Source organism: Saccharothrix deserti (assembly GCF_009769385.1).
In the GTDB taxonomy this organism is placed as follows: domain Bacteria; phylum Actinomycetota; class Actinomycetes; order Mycobacteriales; family Pseudonocardiaceae; genus Actinosynnema; species Actinosynnema deserti.
The window spans coordinates 47429-72927 of sequence record NZ_ML775959.1 but is presented as its reverse complement, the minus strand read 5'-3'; the positions used below and the strand labels follow the sequence as shown (position 1 = coordinate 72927).

15 protein-coding genes are annotated in these 25499 nt (G+C 71.7%); 8 read left to right on the top strand and 7 right to left on the bottom strand.

From position 1 onward, the window contains the following. Positions 1-120 precede the first annotated feature (120 nt). Positions 121-558 (top strand): universal stress protein, encoded by a 438-nt coding sequence (locus tag FM051_RS00240; protein ID WP_158839362.1) that lies wholly within the window; start codon positions 121-123, stop codon positions 556-558. Positions 559-637: 79 nt separating this feature from the next. Here the strand turns inward: FM051_RS00240 and FM051_RS00235 are convergent, their stop codons facing one another. Continuing rightward, a complete protein-coding gene (locus FM051_RS00235) occupies positions 638-1507 on the bottom strand; it encodes a universal stress protein (protein WP_158839360.1) in 870 nt (289 codons plus the stop codon). 668 nt (positions 1508-2175) lie between these two features. On the opposite strand from FM051_RS00235, the gene FM051_RS00225 reads away from it, so the two are divergent. After that, positions 2176-3798, top strand: a complete 1623-nt coding sequence (locus FM051_RS00225; RefSeq protein ID WP_158839358.1) for a serine/threonine-protein kinase — start codon at positions 2176-2178, stop codon at positions 3796-3798. A gap of 15 nt (positions 3799-3813) precedes the next feature. On the opposite strand, the gene FM051_RS00220 is transcribed toward FM051_RS00225, so the two are convergent. The 5 genes from FM051_RS00220 to FM051_RS00200 form a co-directional block, all read right to left on the bottom strand. Then, complete coding sequence (locus FM051_RS00220) at positions 3814-6078, bottom strand: transglutaminase domain-containing protein (protein ID WP_158839356.1); 2265 nt, start codon at positions 6076-6078, stop codon at positions 3814-3816. 352 nt (positions 6079-6430) lie between these two features. Then, positions 6431-7579 (bottom strand): DUF58 domain-containing protein, encoded by a 1149-nt coding sequence (locus FM051_RS00215; RefSeq protein ID WP_238412000.1) that lies wholly within the window; start codon positions 7577-7579, stop codon positions 6431-6433. Then, the gene (locus FM051_RS00210) at positions 7576-8562 is read right to left on the bottom strand and encodes an AAA family ATPase (RefSeq protein ID WP_158839354.1); all 987 of its coding nucleotides are present in this window, start codon (positions 8560-8562) and stop codon (positions 7576-7578) included. The genes FM051_RS00215 and FM051_RS00210 overlap by 4 nt, the downstream gene beginning before the upstream one ends. Before the next feature lie 216 nt (positions 8563-8778). Next, positions 8779-10968 (bottom strand): fibronectin type III domain-containing protein, encoded by a 2190-nt coding sequence (locus FM051_RS00205; RefSeq protein ID WP_158839352.1) that lies wholly within the window; start codon positions 10966-10968, stop codon positions 8779-8781. A gap of 229 nt (positions 10969-11197) precedes the next feature. Continuing rightward, on the bottom strand, positions 11198-11689 hold the full coding sequence (locus FM051_RS00200) for a MarR family winged helix-turn-helix transcriptional regulator (protein ID WP_158839350.1): 492 nt from the start codon (positions 11687-11689) through the stop codon (positions 11198-11200). 92 nt (positions 11690-11781) lie between these two features. On the opposite strand from FM051_RS00200, the gene FM051_RS00195 reads away from it, so the two are divergent. The 3 genes from FM051_RS00195 (at position 11782) to FM051_RS00185 (ending at position 14036) form a co-directional block, all read left to right on the top strand. Beyond that, complete coding sequence (locus FM051_RS00195; protein WP_158839348.1) at positions 11782-12327, top strand: YceI family protein; 546 nt, start codon at positions 11782-11784, stop codon at positions 12325-12327. 393 nt (positions 12328-12720) lie between these two features. Continuing rightward, on the top strand, positions 12721-13221 hold the full coding sequence (locus FM051_RS00190) for an ATP-binding protein (protein ID WP_158839346.1): 501 nt from the start codon (positions 12721-12723) through the stop codon (positions 13219-13221). Between the two features lie 239 nt (positions 13222-13460). Next, positions 13461-14036, top strand: coding sequence for a DinB family protein (locus tag FM051_RS00185; RefSeq protein WP_158839345.1), 576 nt, complete (start codon positions 13461-13463; stop codon positions 14034-14036). Between the two features lie 104 nt (positions 14037-14140). On the opposite strand, the gene FM051_RS00180 is transcribed toward FM051_RS00185, so the two are convergent. Then, positions 14141-14986, bottom strand: coding sequence for an EamA family transporter (locus FM051_RS00180; protein WP_158839343.1), 846 nt, complete (start codon positions 14984-14986; stop codon positions 14141-14143). 179 nt (positions 14987-15165) lie between these two features. Here FM051_RS00180 and FM051_RS00175 point away from each other — a divergent pair, with 179 nt between their 5' ends. The 3 genes from FM051_RS00175 to FM051_RS00165 all read left to right on the top strand — a co-directional run bounded on the left by FM051_RS00175 (position 15166) and on the right by FM051_RS00165 (position 25496). Further along, positions 15166-15780, top strand: a complete 615-nt coding sequence (locus tag FM051_RS00175; protein WP_158839342.1) for a GTP pyrophosphokinase — start codon at positions 15166-15168, stop codon at positions 15778-15780. 501 nt (positions 15781-16281) lie between these two features. Then, a complete protein-coding gene (locus FM051_RS00170) occupies positions 16282-17532 on the top strand; it encodes a serine hydrolase domain-containing protein (protein ID WP_158839341.1) in 1251 nt (416 codons plus the stop codon). Positions 17533-17645: 113 nt separating this feature from the next. Then, the gene (locus FM051_RS00165; RefSeq protein ID WP_420803558.1) at positions 17646-25496 is read left to right on the top strand and encodes an amino acid adenylation domain-containing protein; all 7851 of its coding nucleotides are present in this window, start codon (positions 17646-17648) and stop codon (positions 25494-25496) included. The last annotated feature ends 3 nt before the right edge of the window (positions 25497-25499 follow it).

The window sequence follows — 25499 nt, the reverse complement described above, 5'->3', positions numbered from 1 at the left end:
GCACGAAGACCGCCTCCGGTGGCGGGCTCGGGGCCCATCGGCCCCCTGCCTCGTGACGTTGGCCCCCTGCCACCGCCGACGCCGTCCGCGCACCCTTCAGACAGCGGAGTGGAGGACAGGATGATCCTGGTCGGCGTGGACGGTTCGCCCGCGAGCCGCGAGGCGTTGCGCTGGGCGTTGACGCACGCGGCGCGCACCGGGGACAGGGTAGAGGCGATGATGGCGTGGCGACGTGAACCGGGGTTCGTGGCCGCGAACTCGCCGGGCGGCGTGCACCCGCACGCCGACATCCCCGGCCACCGGCACCCCGCGCGGGTGCTGCACGGGATCGTGGAGGAGGTCCGCGCGACCGTGCCGGACGCCCCGCGGGTCGCCGAGGTGACCATCGTCGGCGACGCCGCCACCACCCTGACCCAGGCGTCACGGCAGGCGGACCTGCTCGTGGTCGGCACGAACAGCCGCGGCCGTGATGCCGAGGCCGTGCTCGGCAGCGTCACCGAGGACTGCCTGCGGCACGCGAGCTGCCCCGTCGTGGTCGTCCCGCCGAACGCCCGGTAGCCCCGGAACAGGACCGCGCCGGACGGGCAAGGGGCTCCCGTGCGGGGTCAGGCCGTGCGGGGTCAGGCCATGTGGGGAGTCAGGCCGTCGACAGGTGCGGCCGGACCACGGCCAGCGGGCACGTCGCGTGGTGGACCAGGGCCTGACTGGTGGAGCCGAGGAGCATGCCGGTGAAACCGCCGCGGCCGTGACTGCCGACGACCAGCAGCTGCGCGTCGCGGGAGGCGTCGAGCAAGGCCCGCACCGGGCGGTCGCGGACGACGATCCGCTCCACCGCCACGTCCGGGTACTTCTCCGGCCGGCCGGCCAGCCGCTGGGCCAGCAGCTGCCGCTCCTGCTCCTGCACCTCGTCCCAGTCGACGGTGACCCGCATGGCGTACGGGTGGTCCATGAGGATGTCCGTCCACGCGAGCAGGGCGGTGAGCGCAGTGCCGCGCAGCGACGCCTCCTCGAACGCGAACGCGATCGCCTCCTCGCAGGCGGGCGAGCCGTCCACGCCGACCACGACCGGGCCGTCGGCGGTGAACGCGTCGCGGACCACGACCACCGGGCACTTGCCGTGCGCGGCGAGCGCGACGGCCACCGAGCCGACCAGGAGCCCGGAGAACCCGCCCAGCCCCTGCGAGCCGAGCACGACGAGCCGGGCGTTGCGGGACTCGGCGATCAGCGCGGCGGCGGGCCGGTCGACCACGACCGACGTCCGCACCTCGGGCACGAGGTCGCGCACGGTCGCCGCCGCGTCCTCGAGCCACTGCCTGCCCTGCCGCTCGAACGCCCGCCGCGCCTCGTGACCGGTCAGCACGATCTCCGGGTAGCCGCGGGTGGGCAGCAGGTAGGCGTGCACGAGCTTGAGCGGCGCGCCGTGCCGCACGGCTTCCTCCGCCGCCCACCCGACGGCCTTCAGCGCCGACTCCGACCCGTCCACGCCGGCCACGATCGGGGCACTCATCACAGGTCCCTTCCCGCATCACTCTCGGACGATGTCACCAGGAGTCACCAGGACACATCGCCGGCCATGAGGTCCCCAGCACCCATGGTGCGCCTCCTCGCTCCCCTCACCTCCCGACGCTAGGCAGCCGTCCGCCCTCCGACAGCGGTCCTTGGGCCCCACCGACCAGGGCCCAACGGCCACCCCGCGCGGCGATGGTCCCTCAGCCGGGGCCGCGCGGCAGGCACGACGGCGGCCCGCGGCACATCCTGCGGAACGGCCGGCGCGCGGCGGGATCGATGCAGATCCGAGAGTTTCCGAGAGTTGCGGAGGACCTCGAGCGGGTCGTAGCAGGGTCTTTCGACCCTGTGTCGGGCGGTTCCTCCGCCGGGGGTCGGCGGAGGCGGTCAGCTGCCGCGCAGCGCCGGGAAGTCCTTCTCGCGGTACTCCGCAACGGTCCATTTCGGACATCAGCCGCTCGGCGTCGAACCGGGTGCGGTTGTGCACGAACACGGTCGCCTCGGCGTTCCACGGCGCGAACACGTTGCTCCACGCGTGCTCGGCGGCGCTGGGTGGTTCGGGGTGGTCGGAGGCGGGCCATACCGGGAGGGTGGGGCCGTGCGGGGCACTACCCCGCCCCCATTCGGAGGTGTCCTGCGATGTCGTACCCGCCGGATACGATCGTCGGTGTGGATCCCGCCGACGACCTGCAGGCCTGGGCGCCCCCGCCCGGCCAGGGCGCGGCGCCCGCCGTCGCGCTGCCCGGCTACAGCGATTTCCGGCTCGTCGCGCACGGCGGCGAGGGCACCGTGTACCGGGCCACCCAGGACGGCCTGGGGCGTGACGTCGCGGTGAAGGTGCTGGACGTGACCGATCAGGACACGATCAGCCGGTTCCACCGCGAGCTGGAGATCACCGTGCGGCTGGGTCGCCAGCACCCGCACATCGTGACGGTGCTGGACACGGGCGTGATCGCCGGTCGGCCGTGCATCGTGATGGAGTACTACGACCTCGGCTCGCTGCACGACCGGTTGCAGCAGCGGGGGCCGCTGCCCGTGCACGAGGTGATCGCGGCGGGGATCGCGGTGGCGGACGCGCTGGCGTTCGCGCACGGTCAGGGCATCCTGCACCGGGACGTGAAGCCGCAGAACATCCTGGTGCTGCCCACGTCGTACGTGCTGGCCGACTTCGGGATCGCGCGGGGTGCGGACGCGGCGCACACGGCGTCGTTGCAGATGGTGAGCTACCGGCACGCCGCGCCGCAGATGGTGGACGGCCGGCCGCCCGCCGCGACGGACGACGTCTGGTCGTTGGGCTCGACGCTGTTCACGCTGCTCGACGGGCAGCCGCCGTTCGCCTCGGCCAACCCCGGCGAGGACACCATGCTCGCCTACCTCGGGCGGGTGCGTGAGGCGCAGCCGAGGTCGCTGCTGCGGCGGGACGTGCCGGTCGAGCTGATGGCGATCATCCTGCGGTGCCTGCGCAAGGCCCGGGAGGAGCGGTTCCCGGACGCGGCGTCGTTACGCGCGGCACTCGCGTCGGTGCCCACCTGGACGCCGCAGTCCACAGTGGACCCCGACCACACGGCGGCGGTGCGGCAGGAGGTGCCGGAGCACTACCCGGAAGGCCCGACTTCCCTGCCCGACTTCGGCCCCAGACCGGTGGTGGAGGCCGCGCCGGAGCCGGCCGTAGCCGCACCGGAACCGGTGAGGACGTGGACCGAGGACCTGGCGGACCTGACCGTCCGCCACAACCCCACACCCCGCCCGGTCGTACCCCCGCCCGCACCGCCGTTGGTGGAGCTGCCGGAGCCACCGCCGTCACCACGCCGATCGCGCCGTTCGTGGAGGTTGGCCGCGGTGAGTGCCGTGTTCGTCGGCGTGGTCGTCGGTGTGGCGTTGAGCCTGCCGGACCAGTCGGACCGGACGGCGGCGCCATCGTCGTCGGTGTCGTCGGTGTCGTCGATACCGTCGCCGACCGACACAACCACGACGACAACCGCGGTCAGGGTGCCGGAGGGCGGCGACCCGCAGTTCACGCCGGTGCTCAAGCGCCTGGAGGACGGCGGGGACCGGATCGAACTGTTCTGGACGGACCCGAGCGAGGGCAACGCCCAGTTCGTCGTGGTCGACGTGACAGGCTCCTCGGCCAAACCGCTGGTGACGGTAGCGGCCGGTGCCACCTCACACGTGGTGGAGGGCCTGGAACCGACCGCGGGCCAGTACTGCTTCCAAGTGCTGGCGATCGGCCTGGCCGACCCGGCAACACAACGCGGCGCCTCAGCCCGCACCTGCGCCGTGCGGAACGGCTAACGCAGTGCGGAACGGCTAACGCCGCCACAAAGGCCGCGGATCGACCGCCCAGAACACCCTGCGATACCAAGGAACGCCCCGCCGCAGCCCGCGGCGCACCTGACGCGCCAACCGCCACGCCTCGCCGGACCGTGCCGGATGCGCGTTCCCCTGCGCCGGATGAGCGTTCCCCTGCCGACCCGCGACCTGCTGCGGCGGCGCATGGCCGATCCCACGCGGTCCCGTCGTCGGATGACCGGCCGGTCCACCCGGTGGCGGCGGCGGTGGCGGGTAACTGAGCGGCGGTGCCTGGCCGTGGCTTGGCGATCGGAAGCCCGCACCCACCGGTTGCAAGCCCGCACCCACCGGTTGCTCGGGCGCCGGTTGCTCGGGCGCGAAGGCCGCATGGTCAGCCATCCGGGCCAACTCCACCGCCGGCACCGACCCCAGGTCCGCCGCGATATCCGGCGCGGTCCGGTCGCGTGGCGGCGTCCGACCGGCCAACAACAACCCATCCAGCACGTAAGCCCAAGCGCCGGTCGCACCGGCCGTCCGCAACCGTCGCCGCCGGACCAGCCGTGCCAAGCCGAGCATCAACAGGATCACCACCGGCACCGCACCCAGCACCGCGTACCCGATCCACCGCCGCGACTGGGCAGTTCCCTGCGCGGCGACCGGACTCGACGGCGTCACCAACGGCGGCGGCGCGGACAGCGGGGTGCTCGTGGGACTGGCCGTGATCGACGCCAACCGGTCCAGCACCTCACGCTTCTGCGCGGCACTCGAACCGCCCGACGACACACCCGCCACCGGGTCGAACGGCACCCACCCCCACCCGGCGAAGTACACCTCGGGCCACGCGGTCGCGTCGCTGCCGCGCACCACCCGTTCCTCACCCTCCGCAGGCTGGAAACCGACCACCACCCTGGTCGGCAGACCCACCGCCCGCGCCAGCACCGCGAACGCCGACGCGAACTGCTCCGCCGTCCCCGCGTTGGCACCCGGCTCGCCGGGACTGCCGAACAGGAACCGCTCCAGCCGCGCGTAAGACGACCCGACCGGCGCCTGCGCGTCCGGCGTCCGCCCCTGCTTCACCACCTGCTCGATCGCCACCGCCCGCTCGTACGGCGTCCGCGCGCTCTGCACGATCTGCCGCGCGTACTCCGCCAGCGAGAACGGCAACCCCGGCAACGCCAGGTACCGACGCGTCTGCTCACCGGTCGGCACGGTGGCGTTGAGCAGGTCCGTGTCGTCGGGCACGTCGAGCACACCGCGCACCCGGTACGTCAGGCCCGGCGTCAACTCGTCCAGCAGCACCAACGACCCCGAGTCCGGGTCGACCATCGCGCCGTCCAACGTGACCGCGGTAGGCCGCCCCACCGTGGGCAACCAACTACCGCTCAGCTCACCGATGGTGATCTCCACCTCGGCCTCGTCCACCCTGGAGCCGGGCGGGAGGTCCGGCGCCGCCACCGCACCGATCGGCCCGTACAGCGACGCCGCCTGCCACGCCGCACCCGAGTAGTCCGACAAGGCCACCAACCGCACCGCCCGCTCCGGCCCGCGCACCCGGAACAGCTCGGTGTCGCCCAGGTTCGCCCACGACGCCAACTGCGGCAGCGGACTCGCCACGCCCAGGTCGCTGACCGGCGGTTCCACCAACTCCCGAGGCTCGAACGCATCACCGGACGGCAGCACGACGGCGAGCAACGCCACCACCGCCACCGGCACGGCGGGCAACCCGAGCAGCACCCGGCCACCCGCCTCCAGCCGGTCCACCACCAACCAGCCCACCGCGACCAGCCCGACCAACGCCACCGCGATCAACCCGTACCGGTCAGCCCGACCAGCCGTCAGCAACGCCGTGCACGTGTAGAGGACCGCCACCCCGGCCACTGGCGCGAGCAGCGATCGCCCCCGACCCGCCACCGCCAACACGACGACCAGCGACACCCCGAACACCAGCAGCACACCGGGAACCAACAGCTCGGGCGTGGCCGGAGCGGGCCGGGCGGCCGTCAACAGCCGAGGCACCAGGTCCAGCAACACGGGAACCGGGTCGGTGGAGTCGACAGCCGAGTCCCGCGCGACCCAGTAGCCACCGACCAACGCCGACACGACCAACCCGAACGCCACCAACCCGGCAGGCATCCGCCGCCACCGCAACACCGGTAGGCACAGGAACGCCACCACCGCTGCCCCCGCGAACACCAGCGACGGCACATACCCCTGCCACCCCGCGCCCAAGTGCAACGCCGCCACCACGAGCAGCAACGCCGCCCAACCCACCCGGGCACTCACACCAACACCGCCAAGCCCCCGCGCCCTCACGCCCCCACCGCCCGAGCACCCCACGGGTCCCGAGCACTCCGCAGGCCCCGAGCGCCCCACGGGCCGAGTGCTCCGGCGCGCGGATCTCGACACTCGCGGATCTCGACACCCACCGGGGCACACCGGACACCCACCGGGGCACACCGAGGGCCGGGGCGCCGCGCCTCCATACTTCCGGCAACGAAATCGGCGCTTCCATTCATCCCCGAAACCAGTAACGCGATCGAGTGATCTCCGGGTGCGGGGGCGGCGGCTGCCGTGTCCCGCGTACCCGGCAGATCCCGACACCAGCGCCCAGCCGCCACCGACCCCAGCCGCGCGCTCACCGCGACACCGCCGTGTTCCACGCGTCCAGCAGCCCCTCGGCCTTCGCATGACGCAGCAACAGCACCGACCCCATCGCCGAAATCGGGTGCGTCGGCGCGGGATCGACCGCGAGCACCACACCGACCGACGCGCGCCCAGCCTCGAGCATCAGCGCGGACAAGTCAGCCTCCGCCCCGCACACCACGGCTACCACGTCGAGATCGCGGATCGGCAAAGTACGGGGCGTGGGCGTGGTGTCGGCGGCCTTCAGGTCAGCCAACGCGGCCAGCACGACCGACGCATCGGCATCCACCGCGCCGGCGGGCAACTCCACATCCACCGCACCGGACGACGACACCAGACGCACCGGGTGGCCCTCGGCGATCGCGACCGTCACCAAGGACGCCGCCACCTCCACCGCGTCCTCGAAGTCCGTCACCTCCGCATAACCGTCGGCGTGGTCGTCCAGCACGACCGCCAGGTGCGGACGCGCCGGGTCGGCGTCCTCGCGGATCATCAACGTGCCCGTGCGCGCGGACGTCGCCCAGTGCAGTCGCCGCAAGTCGTCACCCGGCACGTACTCGCGCAGCCCCACCAGATCGGTGCCGCCACGCTCCACCCGCTCATCCGCCCCGACGTGCCCGCGCCGCACCCCACCGGGCAGTCCGCGCACCGGCAGCACGCGCGGCACGACACGGACCTCCACGACGTCACCGACGACCGTCCGGGCATGGGCGAGACCGGCCAGACCACGACGGCTCAACGTCAGCGGCCCGATCCGCAGCAGACCACGCGTGTGCGTCGGGATCGGGTACTCGACCTTGACCTTCTGCCCCGGCGCGAGCAGCGGGATGTCCACCGCGACCGCTTTCCCGGCCACCTCGTCGGTCGCGTCGAACAGCACCGGGAACCGCTTGCTGGTGCCGGTCAACTCGACCACACCCGTACACGCGCCCAGCCGCTGCACGGTCCGAGGCCGCACGATCCGCTTGGGCGCGACCTGCGCCCGCGACAGCACCGACAACACACCGGCGCCCACGAGCACCAACAGCGCGATACCCAACCCCGCCACGCCCGGATAACGCCACCACAACCCGAACGCCACCAACGGCACACCGAGCAGCACCGCGCCGATCCCCCGCGCGGTCAGCCGCACCCTGGTCATCGCGCGGCCGGTTTCGGCACCGCCACGCCCGCCAGGACGTCGGCCAGGACCTCCTCGGTCGTCGTGCCCGCCAACTGCGCCTCACGCGTCAACACCAACCGGTGCGCCAGCACCGGCACGGCCAACGCCTGCACGTCACCCGGCACCACGAAGTGCCTGCCCTGCGAGGCGGCGTACACCTGCACGCACCGCACCAACGCACGCAGACCACGCGTGCTCGCACCCAACCGCAACCGGCTGTCCCCGCGCGACGCGACGCCGATATCGCTGATGTACCGCAACAACGGGTCCGCCACGTGCAACGTCGCCAGCCGACGCCCCTGCTCGGCCACCACGTGCGGGTTGCTCACCGTCGGCACCGCGCCGACCTGACCCGCACCGCTGCCCGGCCGCAACACGTCGATCTCGTGCTCCACCGCCGGATACCCGATGGACGTCCGCAGCATGAACCGGTCCAGCTGCGCCTCGGGCAACCGGTACGTGCCGTCCAGGTCGATCGGGTTCTGCGTGGCCACCACGAGGAACGGCGCGGGCACCGAGTGCGCGACACCGTCGACCGTGACCGTCCGCTCCTCCATCACCTCGAGCAACGCGGACTGGGTCTTCGCGGCGGCACGGTTGATCTCGTCGGCCAGCACGATGTTCGCGAACACCGGCCCCGGCCGGAACCGGACCTGACCGGTCTGCGGGTCGTACACCGACGTGCCGGTGACGTCCGACGGCAGCAGGTCGGGCGTGAACTGCACCCGCCGCGACACCCCGCCCAACGCACCCGCCACCGCACGCGCCAACGTCGTCTTACCCGTGCCGGGCACGTCCTCCAACAACACGTGCCCGCCCGCGAACAGCGAAACCAGCACGAGGTCCACCACGTCCCGCTTGCCCCGGATCGCGGACTCGACCGCGTCACCGAGCCGCGCGTGCAGAGCGCGGAACGCCGCGATCTCGTCCTCACCGATCGCCGGAACCGCCGTAGTCGTCACTTCTCGCCCCTCGTGCTCTTGGTGCTCGTCACTCACCCACATCGCCGCGACCCCGCCGGACGAAACACCCGCGCCGCGCCCGAAAGGTGTTCGGGCCAAGAGCGCCCGCGGTTCGCACAAGCCCACGAGCGCACGAGCCCCGACAAGCACCGAACAGGCAGCCGGCCATCCGGCGGTCAGGCACGGGGTCCGGCCGGTGAGGTCACCGGCCGGACCTCACTCGGACTCGCCGCGCCGGTTGCGCCGGTTCCGGAAGGCCAGCAGCCAAGCCGTCGCCAACAGCCCGATGCCGCCGCCGACCAACTGGTTGTTCTCACCCTCCACCGGCACGCTGTTCGGCCGGCAGATCCTGCCACCGCCACAGTTCTGCTCGGGGTCCAGCACGAACACGCTGCGCGCCGCCGAATCCACCGAGCCCGACCCGGACGCGGCGTAGGCGCGCACGACGATCGAGTTCGAGTCGTAGTCCACCGGCACCGCCACCGTCCCGCCCGAACACGCGATCGCGACCGCGTACGCATAGGTCTTGTTGACGACCTCGCACTGCCCGCCGTGGCTCGCCCAGTCCGCGGGCGGCGCCGTGGTGACGCGCTTCTCGAACCGGTTCGCGCCCGCGCCGATCGTGCTGATCACGACGGCTCCCGCGCTGGGCAGAGTCGGCGGCGGAGGCGGAGGCGGGGTCGTTGTGGGAGGCGGCGGCGGAGGCGGCGGAGGAGGAGTGGTCGTGGGAGGAGGCGGAGGAGGCGGCGGCGGAGTCGTCGTCGGAGGAGGCGTGGTGGTCGGCTGCCCGGTCGCCGGACGAACCGCGAACGACGCCGCGCCCGCCTCGCCCGCACCGAACCGGTTGTACGCCGCCACGGTCACCTCGAGCTTTCCGTTGGTGCAGAACGACGTCCCCGCGCACGGGAACGTCAAGTCCGACGACGTGCCCGCCACCTGGGTCTCCCGGCTGCCACCGGAGAACCCGCCGGTCGCCTTCACCGAGTACCCGGAGAGCGGCTCACCGCCGTCCGGCACCGCGCTCCAGCTCACCGTCACGACCACCGACGTGCCGTTGTTGCTGCGCTGCGACACCGTCACACCCGCCGGACGCCCCGGCACCGCCCCCGACACACCGCCACTCGGCGACGTGGTCGTCACCGGCACGGTCGTCGTCTCGCCGCCACCGTTGCGCGGGTTCGGACCGCCACGCGGGTTGTCCCGCGTCGGCGGGTCCGGACGCGGCGGCGGCGGGCTCGGCACGCTCGGCATCGGCGACCGCTCCGGGTCCGTGACCGGCAACTCGGGGCTGCGGATCACCACGTTCCGGGTCCGGCCGTCCGAGTCGACGATCACGCCCTCGTTCGTGCCCGGCGTGTTGATGAACAGCTTGCCGTCGTCGAACACCAGCGCCGGATCACCGGAACCACCCGTGCGCACGTCCTCCGCGCCACGCCGACCCGACCGGTCCAGCACCACGACCTTGCCCGAACCGCGGCACGGCACGTACACGCGGTCGCGGAACACCGCCGGACGTCCCGGCGTGGGACAGCTGAACTGCCCCATGTCGACCCGGACCACCTCGTCACCGCTCAACAGCACGACCGCCGACGCGTCCGGCACCGACGCGGGCACCAGACCCGTCGGGCTCGTCTGCGCCGCCAACACCTCACCGGAGAACGACGCGGTGCTCGTGGTGAGGTCGCGGCCGGTGCCGTCACGCACCACCACGCCGCCCTCCAACCCGAGCAACGTCACGCCGCGTTCGTGCGGCACCAACGCGGTGCGCGGACCGGCGCCCGAAACCGGCTTGTTCGACAGCTCCAGGAACTTCTCGTCGTCGTCGGACCACTCCAACGCGTACAGGTTGCCGCCGTGGTCCACCGCCCAGATCACGCCGTCGTCGTCGGCCACCACATCGGCCAGCGGCTGACCCGCGAGCCAGGGCGCGCCGATGTCGGCCAACGTCACCGGGTCGGCGTTGTGCACCGAGCCCGCCGCGCGGTCGACCACGAACACCTGGTCCCACGCGATGAGCACCTTCGCCGACGGACCGGGGGGCGCCTGCCTGCGACCGGACGACAGCAGGGTGGCCAGGTCGATCACGGTGATCTGCCCGGTGCGGCGGTCGAGCACGATCAGCTTGTCGTCGGACTGCGCGATCTCCAGCTGCGCGTCCGCACCGCTGACCTGCAACCGCGTCTGCGGTTTGCCGGAGCTGGGGTTGACCTGCACGACCTCGCCGCGCTGGTCGTCGTTCAGCCAGGTGAGACCGTCGGAGACTTCCACGGCCGTGCGCGAGATGCCGTCGCCCAGTGCGGCGCCGACCAGCAGCAACAGCCCTAACGCGGCCGCGCTGACACTGGCCGACTCCCGTCGGCCCGCGCCGACGACCCGGCGCGCGATCCTGCCCAGCTTCGCTCCCACAGGGCGGATGCTAACCGGCCGGTATGACAATTTTGAGACGACGCCCGAGCCTGCTCCGCTCGGCCCAGGGCCACTCCGCCGGATGCGTCCACATCGGACCGGAATTCCCCCGCACGTGGGATGTCAGGCATCCGCCGACCCCGGAACCCGCCGCGGAACCCGCACCGGCGACCGGCCCCGGCAACCGACCCCGGCGACCGACGTGGGGAAACCGGCCAGGGAACCCGGCCTAGAAATCGGCGAGCTCCTCGCGCGCCTTCGCGCACTCGGACGTCAGCCCCGCGTCCACCGCACGGCTGATCTCGGCCAGCGACCGCAACTGCTCGGGGGTCAGCACGTCGAACAGGTGCTCCCGCACCGCCGTCACGTGACCCGCCGCCGCCTGCTCCAGGACGGCGAACCCGGCGTCGGTCAGCGTCGCGAACGAGCCGCGCCGGTCCACCGTGCACGCCCGCCGCTCGACCCAGCCCTCCTTCTCCAGCCGGGCGACCGCGTGGGACAGCCGGGACCGGGACGAGAGGCACACCTCCGCCAACTCGCTCATCCGGAGCGCGCGCCCCGGCGACTCGGACAGCGCCACGAGGATCTCGTAGTACGCCATCGGCATACCGGAGTCGCGCTGCAACTGCCGGTCCAGGTGTTCGGTGAACTTGGTCACGGCGGTCATGAAGGCACGCCAGACCTGCTGCTCTTCGGCGCTCAACCACCGCACGTCGCTCATGTCTCCCATCATACGGGCGTTGTTGAACCCTCAACCAGGATGAGCTATGTTCGGTTGAGAGTTCAACCAGACCAACCCAGAAGGACCAATAAATGACCACGCAGGCTGTGCAGATCCCCGGCTACCTCGCTGGCACTTGGGCGATCGACCCGGTGCACTCGGACATCTCGTTCGTGGTCCGCCACCTCGGCGTGTCCAAGGTCCGCGGCCACTTCGGCACCTTCGAGGGCACCATCGTGACCGCCGAGGACCCGCTGGAGTCCACGGTCAACGCGAAGATCGACGCGGCGTCGATCGACACCCGCAACGGTCAGCGCGACGCCCACGTCAAGGGCGAGGACTTCCTGGACGTCGAGAAGTTCCCCGAGCTCACCTTCACCTCCACCGGCGTGCGCGCCAACGGCGAGGGCTTCTTCATCGACGGTGAGCTGTCCCTGCACGGCGTGACCAAGGCCGTGTCCCTGGAACTGGAGATCAACGGCTTCGGCGACGGCTTCGAGGGCGCGAAGGTCGCGGGCTTCTCCGCCTCCACCGAGATCAACCGCCGCGAGTTCGGCGTGACCGGTGGCGCGGCCGGCGCCGTCGTCAGCGACAAGATCACCATCCTGCTGGAGATCGAGGTCGTCAAGCAGGCCTGAGCTCGCGAGGCAGGCCGGGCTCCCGCCCCCCGAGAGCCCGGAGCCGGCCAAAAACTCACCGAAGGGTCCGCCGGAGTGTCGGCGGGCCCTTCGCGCTGCTCGCGACCTACCCTCGGCGGGGCCGGTCGCCCGTCGGGGCGAACCGGATCGTTATTCCATTCCACCCCGCACTTCGGTACTTTCCGGTTCGTCGCCGCAACCGCCCTGAACCGTTCACCGCGTCCACCCGTAGTAGACCGTAGAAACCAAGGTTCTCCTTCGGTCAGTACTGAAGCTGTAGAACTCAATGCGGACACAGTCCGCTCACGGTCGGTAGACCACGTGGGTGACATCGGATGCACTCATGGCACCATCTGGCGCAGCACGCGCCGGACGCAGGCGAGGAGGATCGGTGTGAACGCCAAGACCGAACAGGTCGACGACCTTCGACTCGTCGCGCTGCCCACCGCGGTGAACGTCGCGGACATGTTCGTGCGCTTCTCGCTCGGCGAGTGGCGCCTGCGGGCGATGCAGGACGAGGCCGCGCAGACCATCCGACGGCTGGTCGGTGCGGCGGTCGACGTGGCGGACCGGCGCGCACCCGGCTTCCTGCTGGTGCGCCTGCGGCTGACCGGCACCTACCTCGTGGTCGAGGTCGAGGGCAACCGCGTCGCGCTGCCGCCGGAGCTGGCCGGCTCCCGTGCGGGCCTGGTCGACCTCACCGCAGGCGGCCACCTGGCGTGGTGCGAGCTGGCGCTGCCGTCGGGCATGAACGCCTCGGCCGTCCCGCTGCCGCGCCGCGAACCCCGCCGCTCCCCCGCCGCCGAGAAGCTGGGCGACGAGCCCGACGTGGACCCGGAAGTGATCCAGCGCATCCTCTACGGCCTGGGCGGCGGCGCGCACCGCCCCGACTAGCCGTCGGGGCACGCGTCACGCCGAGGCCGCGCCGTGCAACGCCTTGGTGTAGCAGACGAGCGTCCAGTGCCACTCCGGGCGTGATTCGCGACCGGTCTCCCGGTAGCCCAGCCGGACCCCTGGTCGTCACCATGCCGCCGGAGCCTGGCACCGTGACCGACGACACCTCAGCCGGGGGTCACACGGCCGACTCGTTAATCGGTTGCACCGCTCGATCCGCCCCGTTGACGATCGGGTCCATGACGGACATCACGGACGACGCGGCCCTGCCCCAGCGGACGTTCGGATGGTGGGACGTGTGGGCCGACCCGGAGAACGATCCGCGTGAAGCCGGCGGGCCGTACTCCGGCGAGCGCCAGACCCTCGTCCGCTACCTGCGCGACCGGCGGCTGACGCTGGAGATGAAGTGCGCGGGCCTCGACGCCGAGGGCATGGCGCGCCGCTCGGTGCCGCCGTCCGACATGTCGCTCCTCGGACTCGTACGACACCTGGCCGAGGTGGAGCAGTACTGGTTCCGGCGGGTGGTGGCCGGCGAGGACGTCCCGAGCCACTTCTCCGGGAACGGCGCGTTCGCGGAGGCGACGCCGGATCCCGCCGTGGTCGAGGAAGCGTGGGCGATGTGGCGGGCCGAGGTCGCCTTCGCTGAGCGGTTCGTGGCCGAAGCGCCGGACCTGGACGTCCTGGGCACGGGCGGCGAGGAGTCCGCCCCGATCCCGCTGCGCGAGGTCCTGATCCACATGATCGAGGAGTACGCCCGGCACAACGGCCACGCCGACCTCATCCGCGAACGGATCGACGGCCGCATCGGCCAGTAGATCGCTCGACACCACCCCGCTCGACACCACCCGACATCGACCCCGCCCGGCCCGGCATCGGCCCGTGGGCCGGCGCACCGCGAGCGGAGCGCCGGCCGACCGGGTTACCGCCGCGCCAGCGCGACCAGGGCGAGCGCCAGCACGCCCATCCCGCACCACGACACGAGCGGTAGGCGTTCGTGCAGGACGACCACGCCCAACACCGCGGCCACGGCGGGTTCGGCGAGGGTCAGCGTGGTCGCCGCCGCCGCACTCGTGTGCCGAAGCCCACGTCCGAACAGCAGGTACGCCAGGAACGTGGTGAACACCGCCAGGTGCGCGGTCACCGCCAGCCCGGACGGACCGGCGATCCACCCGACACCGAGCAGGAACAGCACCGGCAGCGTCAGCACCGACGCACCGCCGAACACCGCGCCCACCACCGCCCGGGACGGGTGCCCGAGCCCGATCAGGTGCGCGCAGATCACCGAGTACGCCGCGTACGACAGACCTGCGATCAGCGCCAACGCCACGCCGACCAGATCCACGTGCGCGTCACCACCACCCAGCACGAGCGCCGCGCACCCGACCACGGCGATCGACGTGACCAGCGGTCGGGAACGCAGCCCCAGCACGATCGGCGCGGTGGCCAACGCCACGGTGGTGGCCACCGCCACACCGGTGCGCGCGACGGCCGGGTAGAACGCGAGCGCGTAGCCCGCCACGGTCACCGCGCCGAGCAGGAGCAACCGCCAGTCGGCGGTCCGCAGCACGTCACGCGAGCCGCGTGCGGTGAGGAAGAGCAGAAAACCACCCACCACGAGGCCCGCCGCCCCGACGGCCGAGGCCGGTGCGGAGGCGGGCGCCAGTGAACTGGCCGTGCCGGTGGTGCCCCACAGGACGCACGCGGCCAGGATCGGCAGCGGTCCACGGGTGAAACGAGCACGTGCTTGTACGACAATGGTCGACACGAGGTCTCCGTTCGCGAGACGAGAAGAGGACGCGAACGGGCGCACTGCGCGATCAGGCAGGCGTGCGGGTGTGTGTCAGCGAGTGCGCCCGGTCAGGCGCACGGCGGCGGAAGGACCACGTGCCAGTGGGTGTTCACGACCGGCATCCTAGCCGACACGGTCCCGGTATCGTGGAGATCATGGACATCGGGGTCGCGGACGACCTGCTGCGGCGGTCCCTCGTGGTGTACAAGTTCGCGGTCGACGAACTCATGACGAAGCTCCGGATCCTCAGTGAGGAGTTCGACCTCGTCCACCGGCACGACCCCATCGAGCACGTCACGCACCGGGTGAAGCGGCCCGACGCGATCCTCGACAAGCTCCGTCGCAAGGGGCTGCCGGCGGACCTGTCGCTGGCCGCCGAGCACTTGGACGACGTGGCGGGCGTGCGCGTGGTCTGCCCGTTCGTGTCCGATGTGTACCGCGTGCGCGACATGCTGGCCCGGCAGAACGACGTGGAGATCCTGAAGACCAAGGACTACATCGCCGCGCCGAAGCCCAACGGGTACCGCAGCCTGCACCTGATCATGCGCATCCCGGTGTTCCTGTCCGACCGGGTGGAGCACGTGAAGGTCGAGGTGCAGCTGCGCACCATCGCGATGGACTTCTGGGCCACTTTGGAGCACAAGCTGTACTACAAGTACGACGACCAGGTGCCCGCCGGTTTCGTCGAGGAGCTGACCACCACCGCCGCCATCGCGGCCGAGCTGGACGCCCGGATGGAGTCCCTGCACCACGAAGTCCAGCGCGACTAGCGGACGCCGGCAGTCGACTCCGACTGCACGTCGTGCAATTTGTGAAGCACCACCCGAGACGCGAGTAGGTGCTCACCGGGTGCGGTAATCGTGCGCGCCCCGCGGACGTCTGCGACTACGCCTGAGTAACGTCAAACGACTCCCGTCGAAGAAGGTTACGGCCGACACGACAGTTCTCCGTAAATCCATCTGGATGGAGCACGGCGAAACATTTCATGCCCACTGGATGGACCGGCGTATCGCGGTCTCACAACCGTTGCCACCCGACTGCGAATAACCCTCGCGTACTGCGGATATTTACGAGACGGCACAGTCCAAACCAACCGTTCGAGTGAAAATACACAGCACCGCTCCCAACTCAAGGTTTACACACCAACAAAATAGGGAATGTCCATTCCGCGAATGCTCCGTTTGGCGGTCGCGACGAGCTCGTCGCGACAGTCAACGTTGGTCCGTAGCCGCTTAGCCCCTGCACACTGTGGCTTTCTCAGAGGATCAAGCATGGACACCGACCGGATCACCACTCGATTAACGGCGCTCACCCGTGAGCACCTGGTGCCCGGCGCGCAGCTCGCCGTGCACCACGCCGGACGCACCTGGACGTACGAGGTGGGCCTGCCCGCCGACGCCGCCGTACCCATCGGCTCGATCACCAAGACGTTCACCGCGACCGTGGCCATGGCCCTCGTCTCCGACGGCGACCTCGACCTGGACGCGCCGCTGTCCGACCACCTCCCAGGAATGGCCGACGAGCTCACGTTGCGCCACCTGCTCAGCCACACCGGCGGCCTGCCGTCGGACCCGGAGGACGTGCGCACCACGTCCCTGCGCCGCCACGTGCGGCAGGCCGTCCGCGAACTGCACCCGCTGCACCGCCCCGGCGCGGGCTTCTCCTACTCCAACATCGGCTACTCCCTGATCGGCCACCTGATCGAGGTGGCGACCGGGATGACCTGGTCGGAGGCGGTGGAGGCGGTCCTGCTGCGCCCGCTCGGCCTGCGCGCCAGGTTCACCACGAGCCCGGACGCCGACGTCGTCACCGGCCACGCGGTCAACCCCGCGACGGGCCGGGTCGTCCCGGTGCGGCAGTCACTGGCGCCCGTCGACGCGCCGGCCGGCGCCGTGGCCGCCAGCGCGACGGACCTGGTGACGTTCGGCCGCATGCTCGGCGGCGCCGCGCCGCACCTGATCGACCCGGACGACCTGGCGCTGATGCGCACCCCCGTCCGGCACGCCGAGCCGTTCGGCATGGCCGACGGGTGGGGCCTCGGCCTCGCCCTGTTCCAGCGGGACGGCGTCCGCTGGGTCGGCCACGACGGCACCGCCGACGGCACCTCGTGCCACCTCCGGATCAACCCGGCGGACGGCACCGCGGTAGCCCTGACGACCAACGGGAGCAGCGGTTTCGCGTTGTGGCGCGAACTCGTGCCGGATTTGGTCGACGCGGGACTTCCGGTGGCGGATTACGACGGAATGCGCGGCCTGCACCACCGCATCCCACCACCGCCGGACTGCACCGGCAGCTTCCGCAACGGTGATGTCGAATACGCCGTGCGGGCCGTGGGTCGAGAGCACCTGGCGCTCACCGTGGACGGCGAGCCGTTCGCGGACCTGTCGTTGTTCGACGGACTGGTGTTCGCGATGCGTGATTCGGACACCGGTGACACCAACCAGACCGGGCGATTCCTGCGCGACCCCGGTGACGGCGGGATCCGATGGATCCAGATCGGCGGGCGACTGGCCCGCAGGTAGGTCGCGGCAATGGCCTGAAACCACGTTTGAACCCTCCGCGCAACGGGTAAGACGCGGCCCGCTCAGCCAGAAAGGCACCTCTCGCGATGACGCACGCCCTCACTCTGCCGGAATTGATCGCCGCGCAGGCGTTGCACACCCCCGACTCGCCCGCGGTCATATCCGCGGAGGGGGTGGTGAGCTACCGGGAACTCGACGACCGGGCGAACCGGCTCGCGCACCTGTTGATCGCCAAGGGCACGCGGCGGGAACGCGTGGTGGCGCTGGCCATGCCGCGCTCGGTGGACAACGTGGTGGCACGGCTCGCGGTGCTGAAGACCGGCGCCGCCTACCTGCCGATCGACCCGGACTACCCGGCCGACCGGATCGCGTTCATGGTCGAGGACGCCAACCCGCTGCTCGTGCTCGACGGCCCACCCGACTTCGCGGACCAGCCCACCACCGCACCCAACGTGGCGATCCGGCCGGACGACCCGGCGTACGTGATCTACACGTCCGGCTCGACCGGCCGCCCCAAGGGCGTCGTGGTGACGCACAGGGGTTTACCCGCGTTCTCCGCCGCCGAGATCGCCCACTTCGACGTGCGGCCCGGCGACCGGGTGCTCCAGTTCTCCTCACCCAGCTTCGACGCCTCCGTGCTGGAGCTGTGCATGGCGCTGCCCGCCGGCGCGGCACTCGTGGTCCCGCCGCCCGGCCCGCTGCTCGGCGACCAACTCGCCCGGGTGATCACGGACTTCGGCGTCACGCACGCGCTGATCCCGCCGGTGGCGCTGGCCACCGTGCCCGAGGTCGAGCTGCCGACGTTCCGCACGCTCGTCGTCGGCGGTGACGCCTGCCCGCCGGACCTGGTGGCGAAGTGGGCGCCCGGCCGCCGCATGATCAACGCCTACGGTCCGACCGAGTCCACTGTGGTCACGTCGTGGAGCGAGCCGCTGACACCCGGCGGCACCCCGCCCATCGGCCGCCCCATCCCCGGCACCGAAGTGCGGTTGCTCGACGACGAAATGCGGCCGGCCACCGAAGGTGAGCTGTACGTGACGGGCGTCGGCCTGGCGCGCGGCTACCTGGGCCGGCCGGGTCTGACCGCGCAGCGGTTCGTGGCCGACCCGTTCGGCCCGCCCGGCTCCCGCATGTACCGCACCGGTGACGTGGTCCGCACCCGCGACGACGGTCAGTTGGAGTTCGTCGGCCGCGCCGACCACCAGGTGAAGATCCGCGGCTTCCGGGTCGAGCCCGGCGAGGTCGAGGCCCTGCTGCGCGCCCACCCCGGCGTCGAGCACGCCGTGGTCGTCGCCCGGGACGAGCCGAAGCGGCTGGTGGCCTACGTGGTGGGCGACACGGCGACGGCCGGCGATGTGGCGGGGCTGCGCGAGCACCTGGCCTCGAAGCTCCCGGACTACCTGGTGCCGTCCGCGTTCGTCGCGCTGGACGCGTTCCCGCTGACACCCAACGGCAAGCTGGACCGCGCCGCGCTGCCCGCGCCGGTCATCGGCGACACACCGGAGGGCTACGTCGAGCCACGAACCCCGGCCGAACGCAGGGTCGCCGCGGTGTGGTCGGACGTGCTCGGCGTGCCGCAGGTCGGCGCGCACGACGACTTCTTCGCCCTGGGTGGCGACTCGATCCGTGCCGTGCGGGCGCTGTCCCGGCTCGGCGGCCTGCCGGTGCGGACGATGTTCGACCACCGCACGGTCGCCGCCCTCGCCGAAGCCCTGCCCCACCGGGAAGAGACCCAGCGGGACGGGACCCGACGGGGTGGGACCCCGATCCCCCGCGTGCCGCGCGGGAAACCGCTGCCGCTGTCGTCCGCGCAACGCCGGTTGTTCTCGCTGGACGGCACCGCCGAGCAGAACACCGCCGTCGGCCTGCGGCTGACCGGCCCCCTGGACGTGCCGCGGCTGGCGAAGGCGCTGAACGCGCTGGCCGGTCGCCACGACGCCCTGCGCACCACGTTCGACGTGCTGGACGACGAGCCGGTGCAGGTGGTCGCGCCACACGGCACGATCCCGCTGCGCGTCCTGCCGACGCACGTCGGCACCTCCGGCCCGGACGAACTCGGCCTGGACGAGCCGTTCGACCTGCGGCACGGCCCGCTGACCCGCGCCGTGCTCAGCCCGATCGGGCCGGACCAGCACCTGCTGGTCCTGGTGCAGCACCACATCGTCACCGACGGCTGGTCGGTGCAGGTGCTGCTGGAGGAGCTGGCCGAGCTGTACGCGGGCGGGCAGCCGGGTGACCCCGCCGAGGGAGACCACACCGTGCAGTACCCCGACTTCACGGTGTGGGAGCGGGCCAGGCCCGAGGGCGACCCGGCGTACTGGCGCGACCGGCTGGACGGCATCGAGACGCTGGACCTGCCCACCGACCGGCCGCGCCCACCGCTGCGCACGACGTCCGGCGCGGTGCTGCGCCGCCCGCTGCCCGCCGACCTGGTCCGACGGCTGACCGGCGTGGGCCGCGCCCACGACGCCACCCTGTTCATGACGCTCACCGCCGCCGTGCAGGTGCTGCTGTCCGCACGCAGCCGGCAGCGGGACATCGCGGTCGGCACGGTCAGCTCCGGCCGCGACCGGGCGGACCTGGAACGCGCGGTCGGGTTCTTCGTCCGCACGCTGGTGCTGCGCTCCTGGGTGGACCCGGACCTGCCGTTCACCGCCTTCCTGGACCAGGTGCGGGACACGACGCTGGAGGCGTTCGCGCACGACGACGTGCCGTTCGACCGCGTAGTGGAGGAAGTCCGCCCCGACCCGGACCCCAGCCGCACTCCCCTGGTGCAGGCCGTCGTGGCGCTGCACCAGCCGCTGCTGCGCGACCCCGCGTTCGGCGACCTCACCGCGGCCGAGCACGACCTACCGCGCCCGGTGGCCCGGTTCGACCTGGTGGTGGAGTTCTGGCCACGCGGAGACGACCTCGCGTTGACCGTCGAGTACAACAAGGACCTGTTCGACGCCACGACCATCGAGGCGTTGAGCGACGACCTGGAAGCGTTGCTGCGCGCGGTGGTGGACGACCCGGACCGCCCCCTGCGCGGCCTGGTGGAACTGCGCCCCCCGTCAGACGACAGTCCGGTGGGCGACACGGTCCGCATCCGGGGTTTCCGAGTGGACCTCGCCGAGGTCGAGCAGGCGATCCGACGGCACCACGAGGTCACCGACGCGGCCGTGGTCGCGGTGGACCGGCGGCTCGTCGCGTACGTGACGCCCGCCGTCAACCCGGCTGCCCTGACCGGCTTCCTCGGCCAGGTGCTGCCCGCGCACGCCGTGCCCACGACGTTCGTCGGCCTCGACCACCTCGACCGCGACGCGCTCCCCGCACCGCCCGACGAACGCACCGAAGCCCGTTACGTGGCACCGCGCACGCCCGTCGAGGCGGTGCTGGCGGACGTGTTCGCCGACGTGCTCGGCGCGACCCGCGTAGGCGTGCGGGACAACTTCTTCGCCCTCGGCGGCGACTCGATCCTGGGCATCCAGGTGGTCACCCGCGCCCGTCGCGCCGGCCTGGTGCTGACCTCGCGGGACATCTTCGAGCACCAGACCATCGCCGCGATCGCCCCGCACGTCACCCGCGACCTGCCGCCCACCGCCGACCAGGGCCCGGTCACCGGCGACGCACCGCTCACCCCGATCCAGCGCTGGTTCCTCGACAACCACACCGTGCGGCCCGAACACTTCGACCAGTCCGTCGTCGCCCACCTGGACGCCGACGAAGACCTCGACCTCCCCGCCCTCCGCACCGCCCTCACCGCGCTGGTCGACCACCACGACGCACTCCGCACCCGGTTCGAGGGCGACCGCCAAGTCGTCGCACCCACCCTGCACACCGACCCACCGGACACCGACCCGCAGGCGCTCGACCACTTCGACCTCACCCGAGGCCCGCTGCTGCGCGCACAGGTCCTCGACGGACGGTCGGTCCGGCTGACCGCGCACCACCTCGTGGTGGACGGCGTCTCCTGGCGCGTACTGGTCGAAGACCTGACCACCGCCTACCGCCAGGCCCGCGCCGGCCAGGCGATCCACATCGGACGCAAGACCACCTCGTTCCGCGACTGGGCGATCAAGCTCGCCGAGCACGCCACCGACGGCTTCGACGACGAGCTCGACCACTGGACGACCGTGGCCGCCACCCCGGCCGCCATCCCGCTCGACCGGCACGGCCCGAACACCGTCGGCTCACAGCGGGAGGTCACCGTCCGGCTCACCGCCGACGAGACCGCCGCACTGCTGCGCGACGTGCCCGGCGTGTACCGGACGCAGGTCAACGACGTGCTCCTGACCGCCTTGGGCCGGGTACTGGCGGAGTGGACCGGCCGTCCACGCGTAGTGGTGAACCTCGAAGGCCACGGCCGCGAGGAGCTGTTCCCCGACGTGGACCTGTCCCGCACGGTCGGCTGGTTCACCACCGTCTTCCCCGTCGCTCTCGACCTGGCCCACGGCGACTGGGGCACCGCGCTGAAGTCGGTGAAGGAACAGCTGCGGGCGGTCCCCCGGCGTGGCATCGGCTACGGCGCGCTGCGCCACCTCGCCCGCACCGCGCCCGCCTGCGACCCGCCTGTCGGGTTCAACTACCTGGGCCGGTTCGCCGAGGACCAACGCGACCTGGAGCTGTCCGCCGATCCGGACGCGCCGCGCCCGCACCTGCTGGACGTCGTCGGCCAAGTGCGCGGCGACCGGCTGGAGTTCACCTTCCACTACAGCGAGAACGCCCACGACGAAACCACGATCACCGGCCTGGCCGACGGGTTCGCCGCCGCGCTGCGCGACATCGTGGCGCACTGCGCCCAGCCCGGCACGGGCGGCCGCACACCGTCCGACTTCCCCCTGGCGAACCTCACCCAGGCCGAGGTGGACCGGATCACCGGCGAGGACGCCTACCCGCTCACCCCGATGCAGGCCGGCATGGTGTTCCACGGCCTGGGCGATCAGAACCTGTACTTCCAGCAGACCACCTTCGTGGTCGACGGCGTCACCGACCCGGCCGAGTTCGCCCGCGCCTGGCAACGCGTGGTCGACCGGACGCCCGTGCTGCGCAGTTCCGTGCTGTGGGAGGACGTGCGCGAGCCGTTGCAGGTGGTGCACGAACACGCCCGCGTGCCGTTCACCTTCCTGGACTGGAGCGACCTCGACGAGAACGCCCGCGCCGACCGGCTGCGCGAACTGCTGGCCGAAGACCGGGCGCAGGGCCTCGACCTCGGCGTCGCGCCGTTGATGCGGGTCGCGATCGCCCGCCTCTCCCCCACCAGCGTCCAGGTGCTGTGGACGTTCCACCACGTGCTGCTGGACGGCTGGAGCGTCTTCCACGTGCTGTCCGACGTGCTCAACCCGGGCGAGCTCCCGGAACGCCGACCGTTCCGCGACTACGTCGCCTGGCTGGTGCGGCAGCGGGACGACGACGCGGCCGAGGCGCACTGGCGGCGGGTGCTCGGCACGTTCGACTCACCCACCCCGCTGCCCGCCGACCGCACGGCGCCGCACGGCACCTCGTCGCAACGCCTCTCGGTCGAACTGACCGCGACCGAGTCCGAACAGCTCTACGAGTTCGCCCGCCGGCACCGGCTCACCCCGAGCGCGATCGTGCAGGGCGCGTGGGCGCTGCTGCTCGCCCGGTCCAGCGGCAGGCGTGACGTGTGCTTCGGCGCGACCGTCTCCGGCCGCCCGGCGGACCTGCCCGGCGTGGACGGGATCACCGGCATCTTCATCAACACCCTGCCGGTGCGGGTCCAGGTCGACGGCGCCGCGCCGGTCGCGGACTGGCTGCGCTCGCTGCAGGACGGCCAGGTCGAGTCGCGCCGGTTCGAGCACGTGCCGCTGACCAGGATCCAGGGCTGGAGCGGGGTCGAGCGCGGCACGGACCTGTTCGACAGCGTCGTGGTGTTCGAGAACTACCCGGCCGACCTCAGCGAAGCCCTCGGGCACGAAGGCGTGGGCCTGCGCGAGCTGTCCGCCGTCGAGACCACCAGCTTCCCGCTCGGCGCCACCGTCTACCCGGCCGAACGGCTGGGCGTGCTGCTGGGGTACGAGCCGGCGATGTTCGACGCCACCACCGTCGAACGGCTCGGTGAGCGGCTGCGCAGACTGCTCGTCGGCCTGGTCGAGGACCCGGATCGGCCGCTGGCCGACGTGCCGTGGCTGTCCGAGGCCGAGATCCGCCAGGTGCTGGTCGACTGGAACGGCTCGGCGGCCCGCACCCCGATCACGGACACCATCCCGTCCCTGTTCGCCGCACAGGCCGCGCGCACACCGAATGCGGTGGCGGTGACGTGCGAAGGCACGAACCTGACCTACCGCGAGCTGGACGAGCACGCGAACCGCCTGGCGCACCACCTGATCGCGGCGGGCGCGGGGCCGGAAACGTTGGTGGCGTTGAAGTTCCCCCGATCGGCCGACCTCGTCGTCGCGATCCTCGGGGTGCTGAAAGCCGGGGCGGCTTACCTGCCGTTGGATGTTTCATACCCGGCCGATCGTATCTCATATATGATCACCGACTCTCGGCCAATACACACCCTGGAACGCCTGCCGGACCTCACGGGCCTGCCGAGCACCGCCCCGAACGTCCCGGCCAGGCCCGACCAGGCGGCGTATGTGATCTACACGTCGGGGTCGACCGGCAAGCCCAAGGGTGTGGTGGTGCCGCACGCCAACGTGGTGCGGCTGTTCAGCGCCACCGACCACTGGTTCGGGTTCGGCCCGGACGACGTGTGGACCCTGTTCCACAGCTACGCCTTCGACTTCTCGGTCTGGGAACTGTGGGGCGCGCTCCTGCACGGCGGACGCCTCGTCGTCGTCCCCCACGAGGTCTCAAGGTCGCCACGCGACTTCGCCCGCCTCATCGCCGACGAGCGCGTCACCGTGCTCAACCAGACCCCATCCGCGTTCCACCCACTGCTCGCCGAAGCACCCGACCTCGACGTCCGATACGTGATCTTCGGCGGGGAAGCCCTCGACGTGCGCAAACTCGACGCGTGGCGCGGACGTGGCGCGCTGGTCAACATGTACGGGATCACCGAGACCACGGTCCACGTCACCTGGAGCGCTGTCCCCTCTTCTGGGCATGACTCTTCTGGGCACGACTCTTCTGGGCACGACTCTTCTGGGCACGACTCTTCTGGGCACGACTCTTCTGGGCACGACGGCTCGATCGGCGTGCCGATACCGGATCTGCGGGTCTACGTGTTGGACGACGACCTGAAGCCGGTGCCGCCCGGCGTGCCCGGCGAGATGTACGTCGCCGGTCCCGGTGTGGCGCGCGGGTACCTCAACCGGCCCGGCCTGACCGCGCAACGCTTCCCGGCCAACCCCTTCGGTCCACCCGGCGACCGGATGTACCGCACGGGTGACCTGGCGCGATGGGCCGACGGCCGGTTGGACTACCTGGGCCGAGCGGACCAGCAGGTGAAGATCCGCGGCTTCCGGGTCGAACTCGGCGAGGTGGAAGCGGCGCTGCTGGCGCATCCCGGCGTCGCCCAAGTCGTTGTAGTGGCGAACGAGCACCGCCTGGTGGCGTACTTCGTGCCGGACAAGCCGACAACGGCATCGGAGCTGCGCGACCACACGTCCAGGGTCCTGCCCGACCACATGGTCCCGGCGGCGTTCGTCGCACTGGACAGCTTGCCGCTGACCGCGAACGGCAAGCTCGACCGCGTCGCGCTCCCCGCGCCCGAGCGCGACGCGGTCACGTCCGACGAGTACGTGGCACCGCGCACCGAGACCGAAGAGGCGATCGCCGCGATCTGGGCCGACGTGCTCGGCGTCAACCGGGTCGGCGTGGAGGACAGTTTCTTCGCCCTCGGCGGCGACTCGATCCGCGGCCTGCACATCACCGCGCGCACCAAGGCGGCGTTCGACGTCGACCTCTCCCCGCGTGACGTCCTCACCGCCCGCACCGTCTCCGCGCTGGCCGAACTGGTCGAGGAACTGGTGCTGGCCGATCTCGAAGCCCTGGCTCTCGCGGATGGAGAGGCGTGACCA

Bases quoted from the DNA above. Each gene is read 5' to 3' on its own strand.
- FM051_RS00195 (WP_158839348.1), top strand. From the start codon at position 11,782: ATGACCACGCAGGCTGTGCAGATCCCCGGCTACCTCGCTGGCACTTGG.
- FM051_RS00185 (WP_158839345.1), top strand. From the start codon at position 13,461: ATGACGGACATCACGGACGACGCGGCCCTGCCCCAGCGGACGTTCGGA.
- FM051_RS00170 (WP_158839341.1), top strand. From the start codon at position 16,282: ATGGACACCGACCGGATCACCACTCGATTAACGGCGCTCACCCGTGAG.
- FM051_RS00200 (WP_158839350.1), bottom strand. From the start codon at position 11,689: ATGAGCGACGTGCGGTGGTTGAGCGCCGAAGAGCAGCAGGTCTGGCGT.
- FM051_RS00240 (WP_158839362.1), top strand. From the start codon at position 121: ATGATCCTGGTCGGCGTGGACGGTTCGCCCGCGAGCCGCGAGGCGTTG.
- FM051_RS00175 (WP_158839342.1), top strand. From the start codon at position 15,166: ATGGACATCGGGGTCGCGGACGACCTGCTGCGGCGGTCCCTCGTGGTG.
- FM051_RS00235 (WP_158839360.1), bottom strand. From the start codon at position 1,507: ATGAGTGCCCCGATCGTGGCCGGCGTGGACGGGTCGGAGTCGGCGCTG.
- FM051_RS00215 (WP_238412000.1), bottom strand. From the start codon at position 7,579: ATGACCAGGGTGCGGCTGACCGCGCGGGGGATCGGCGCGGTGCTGCTC.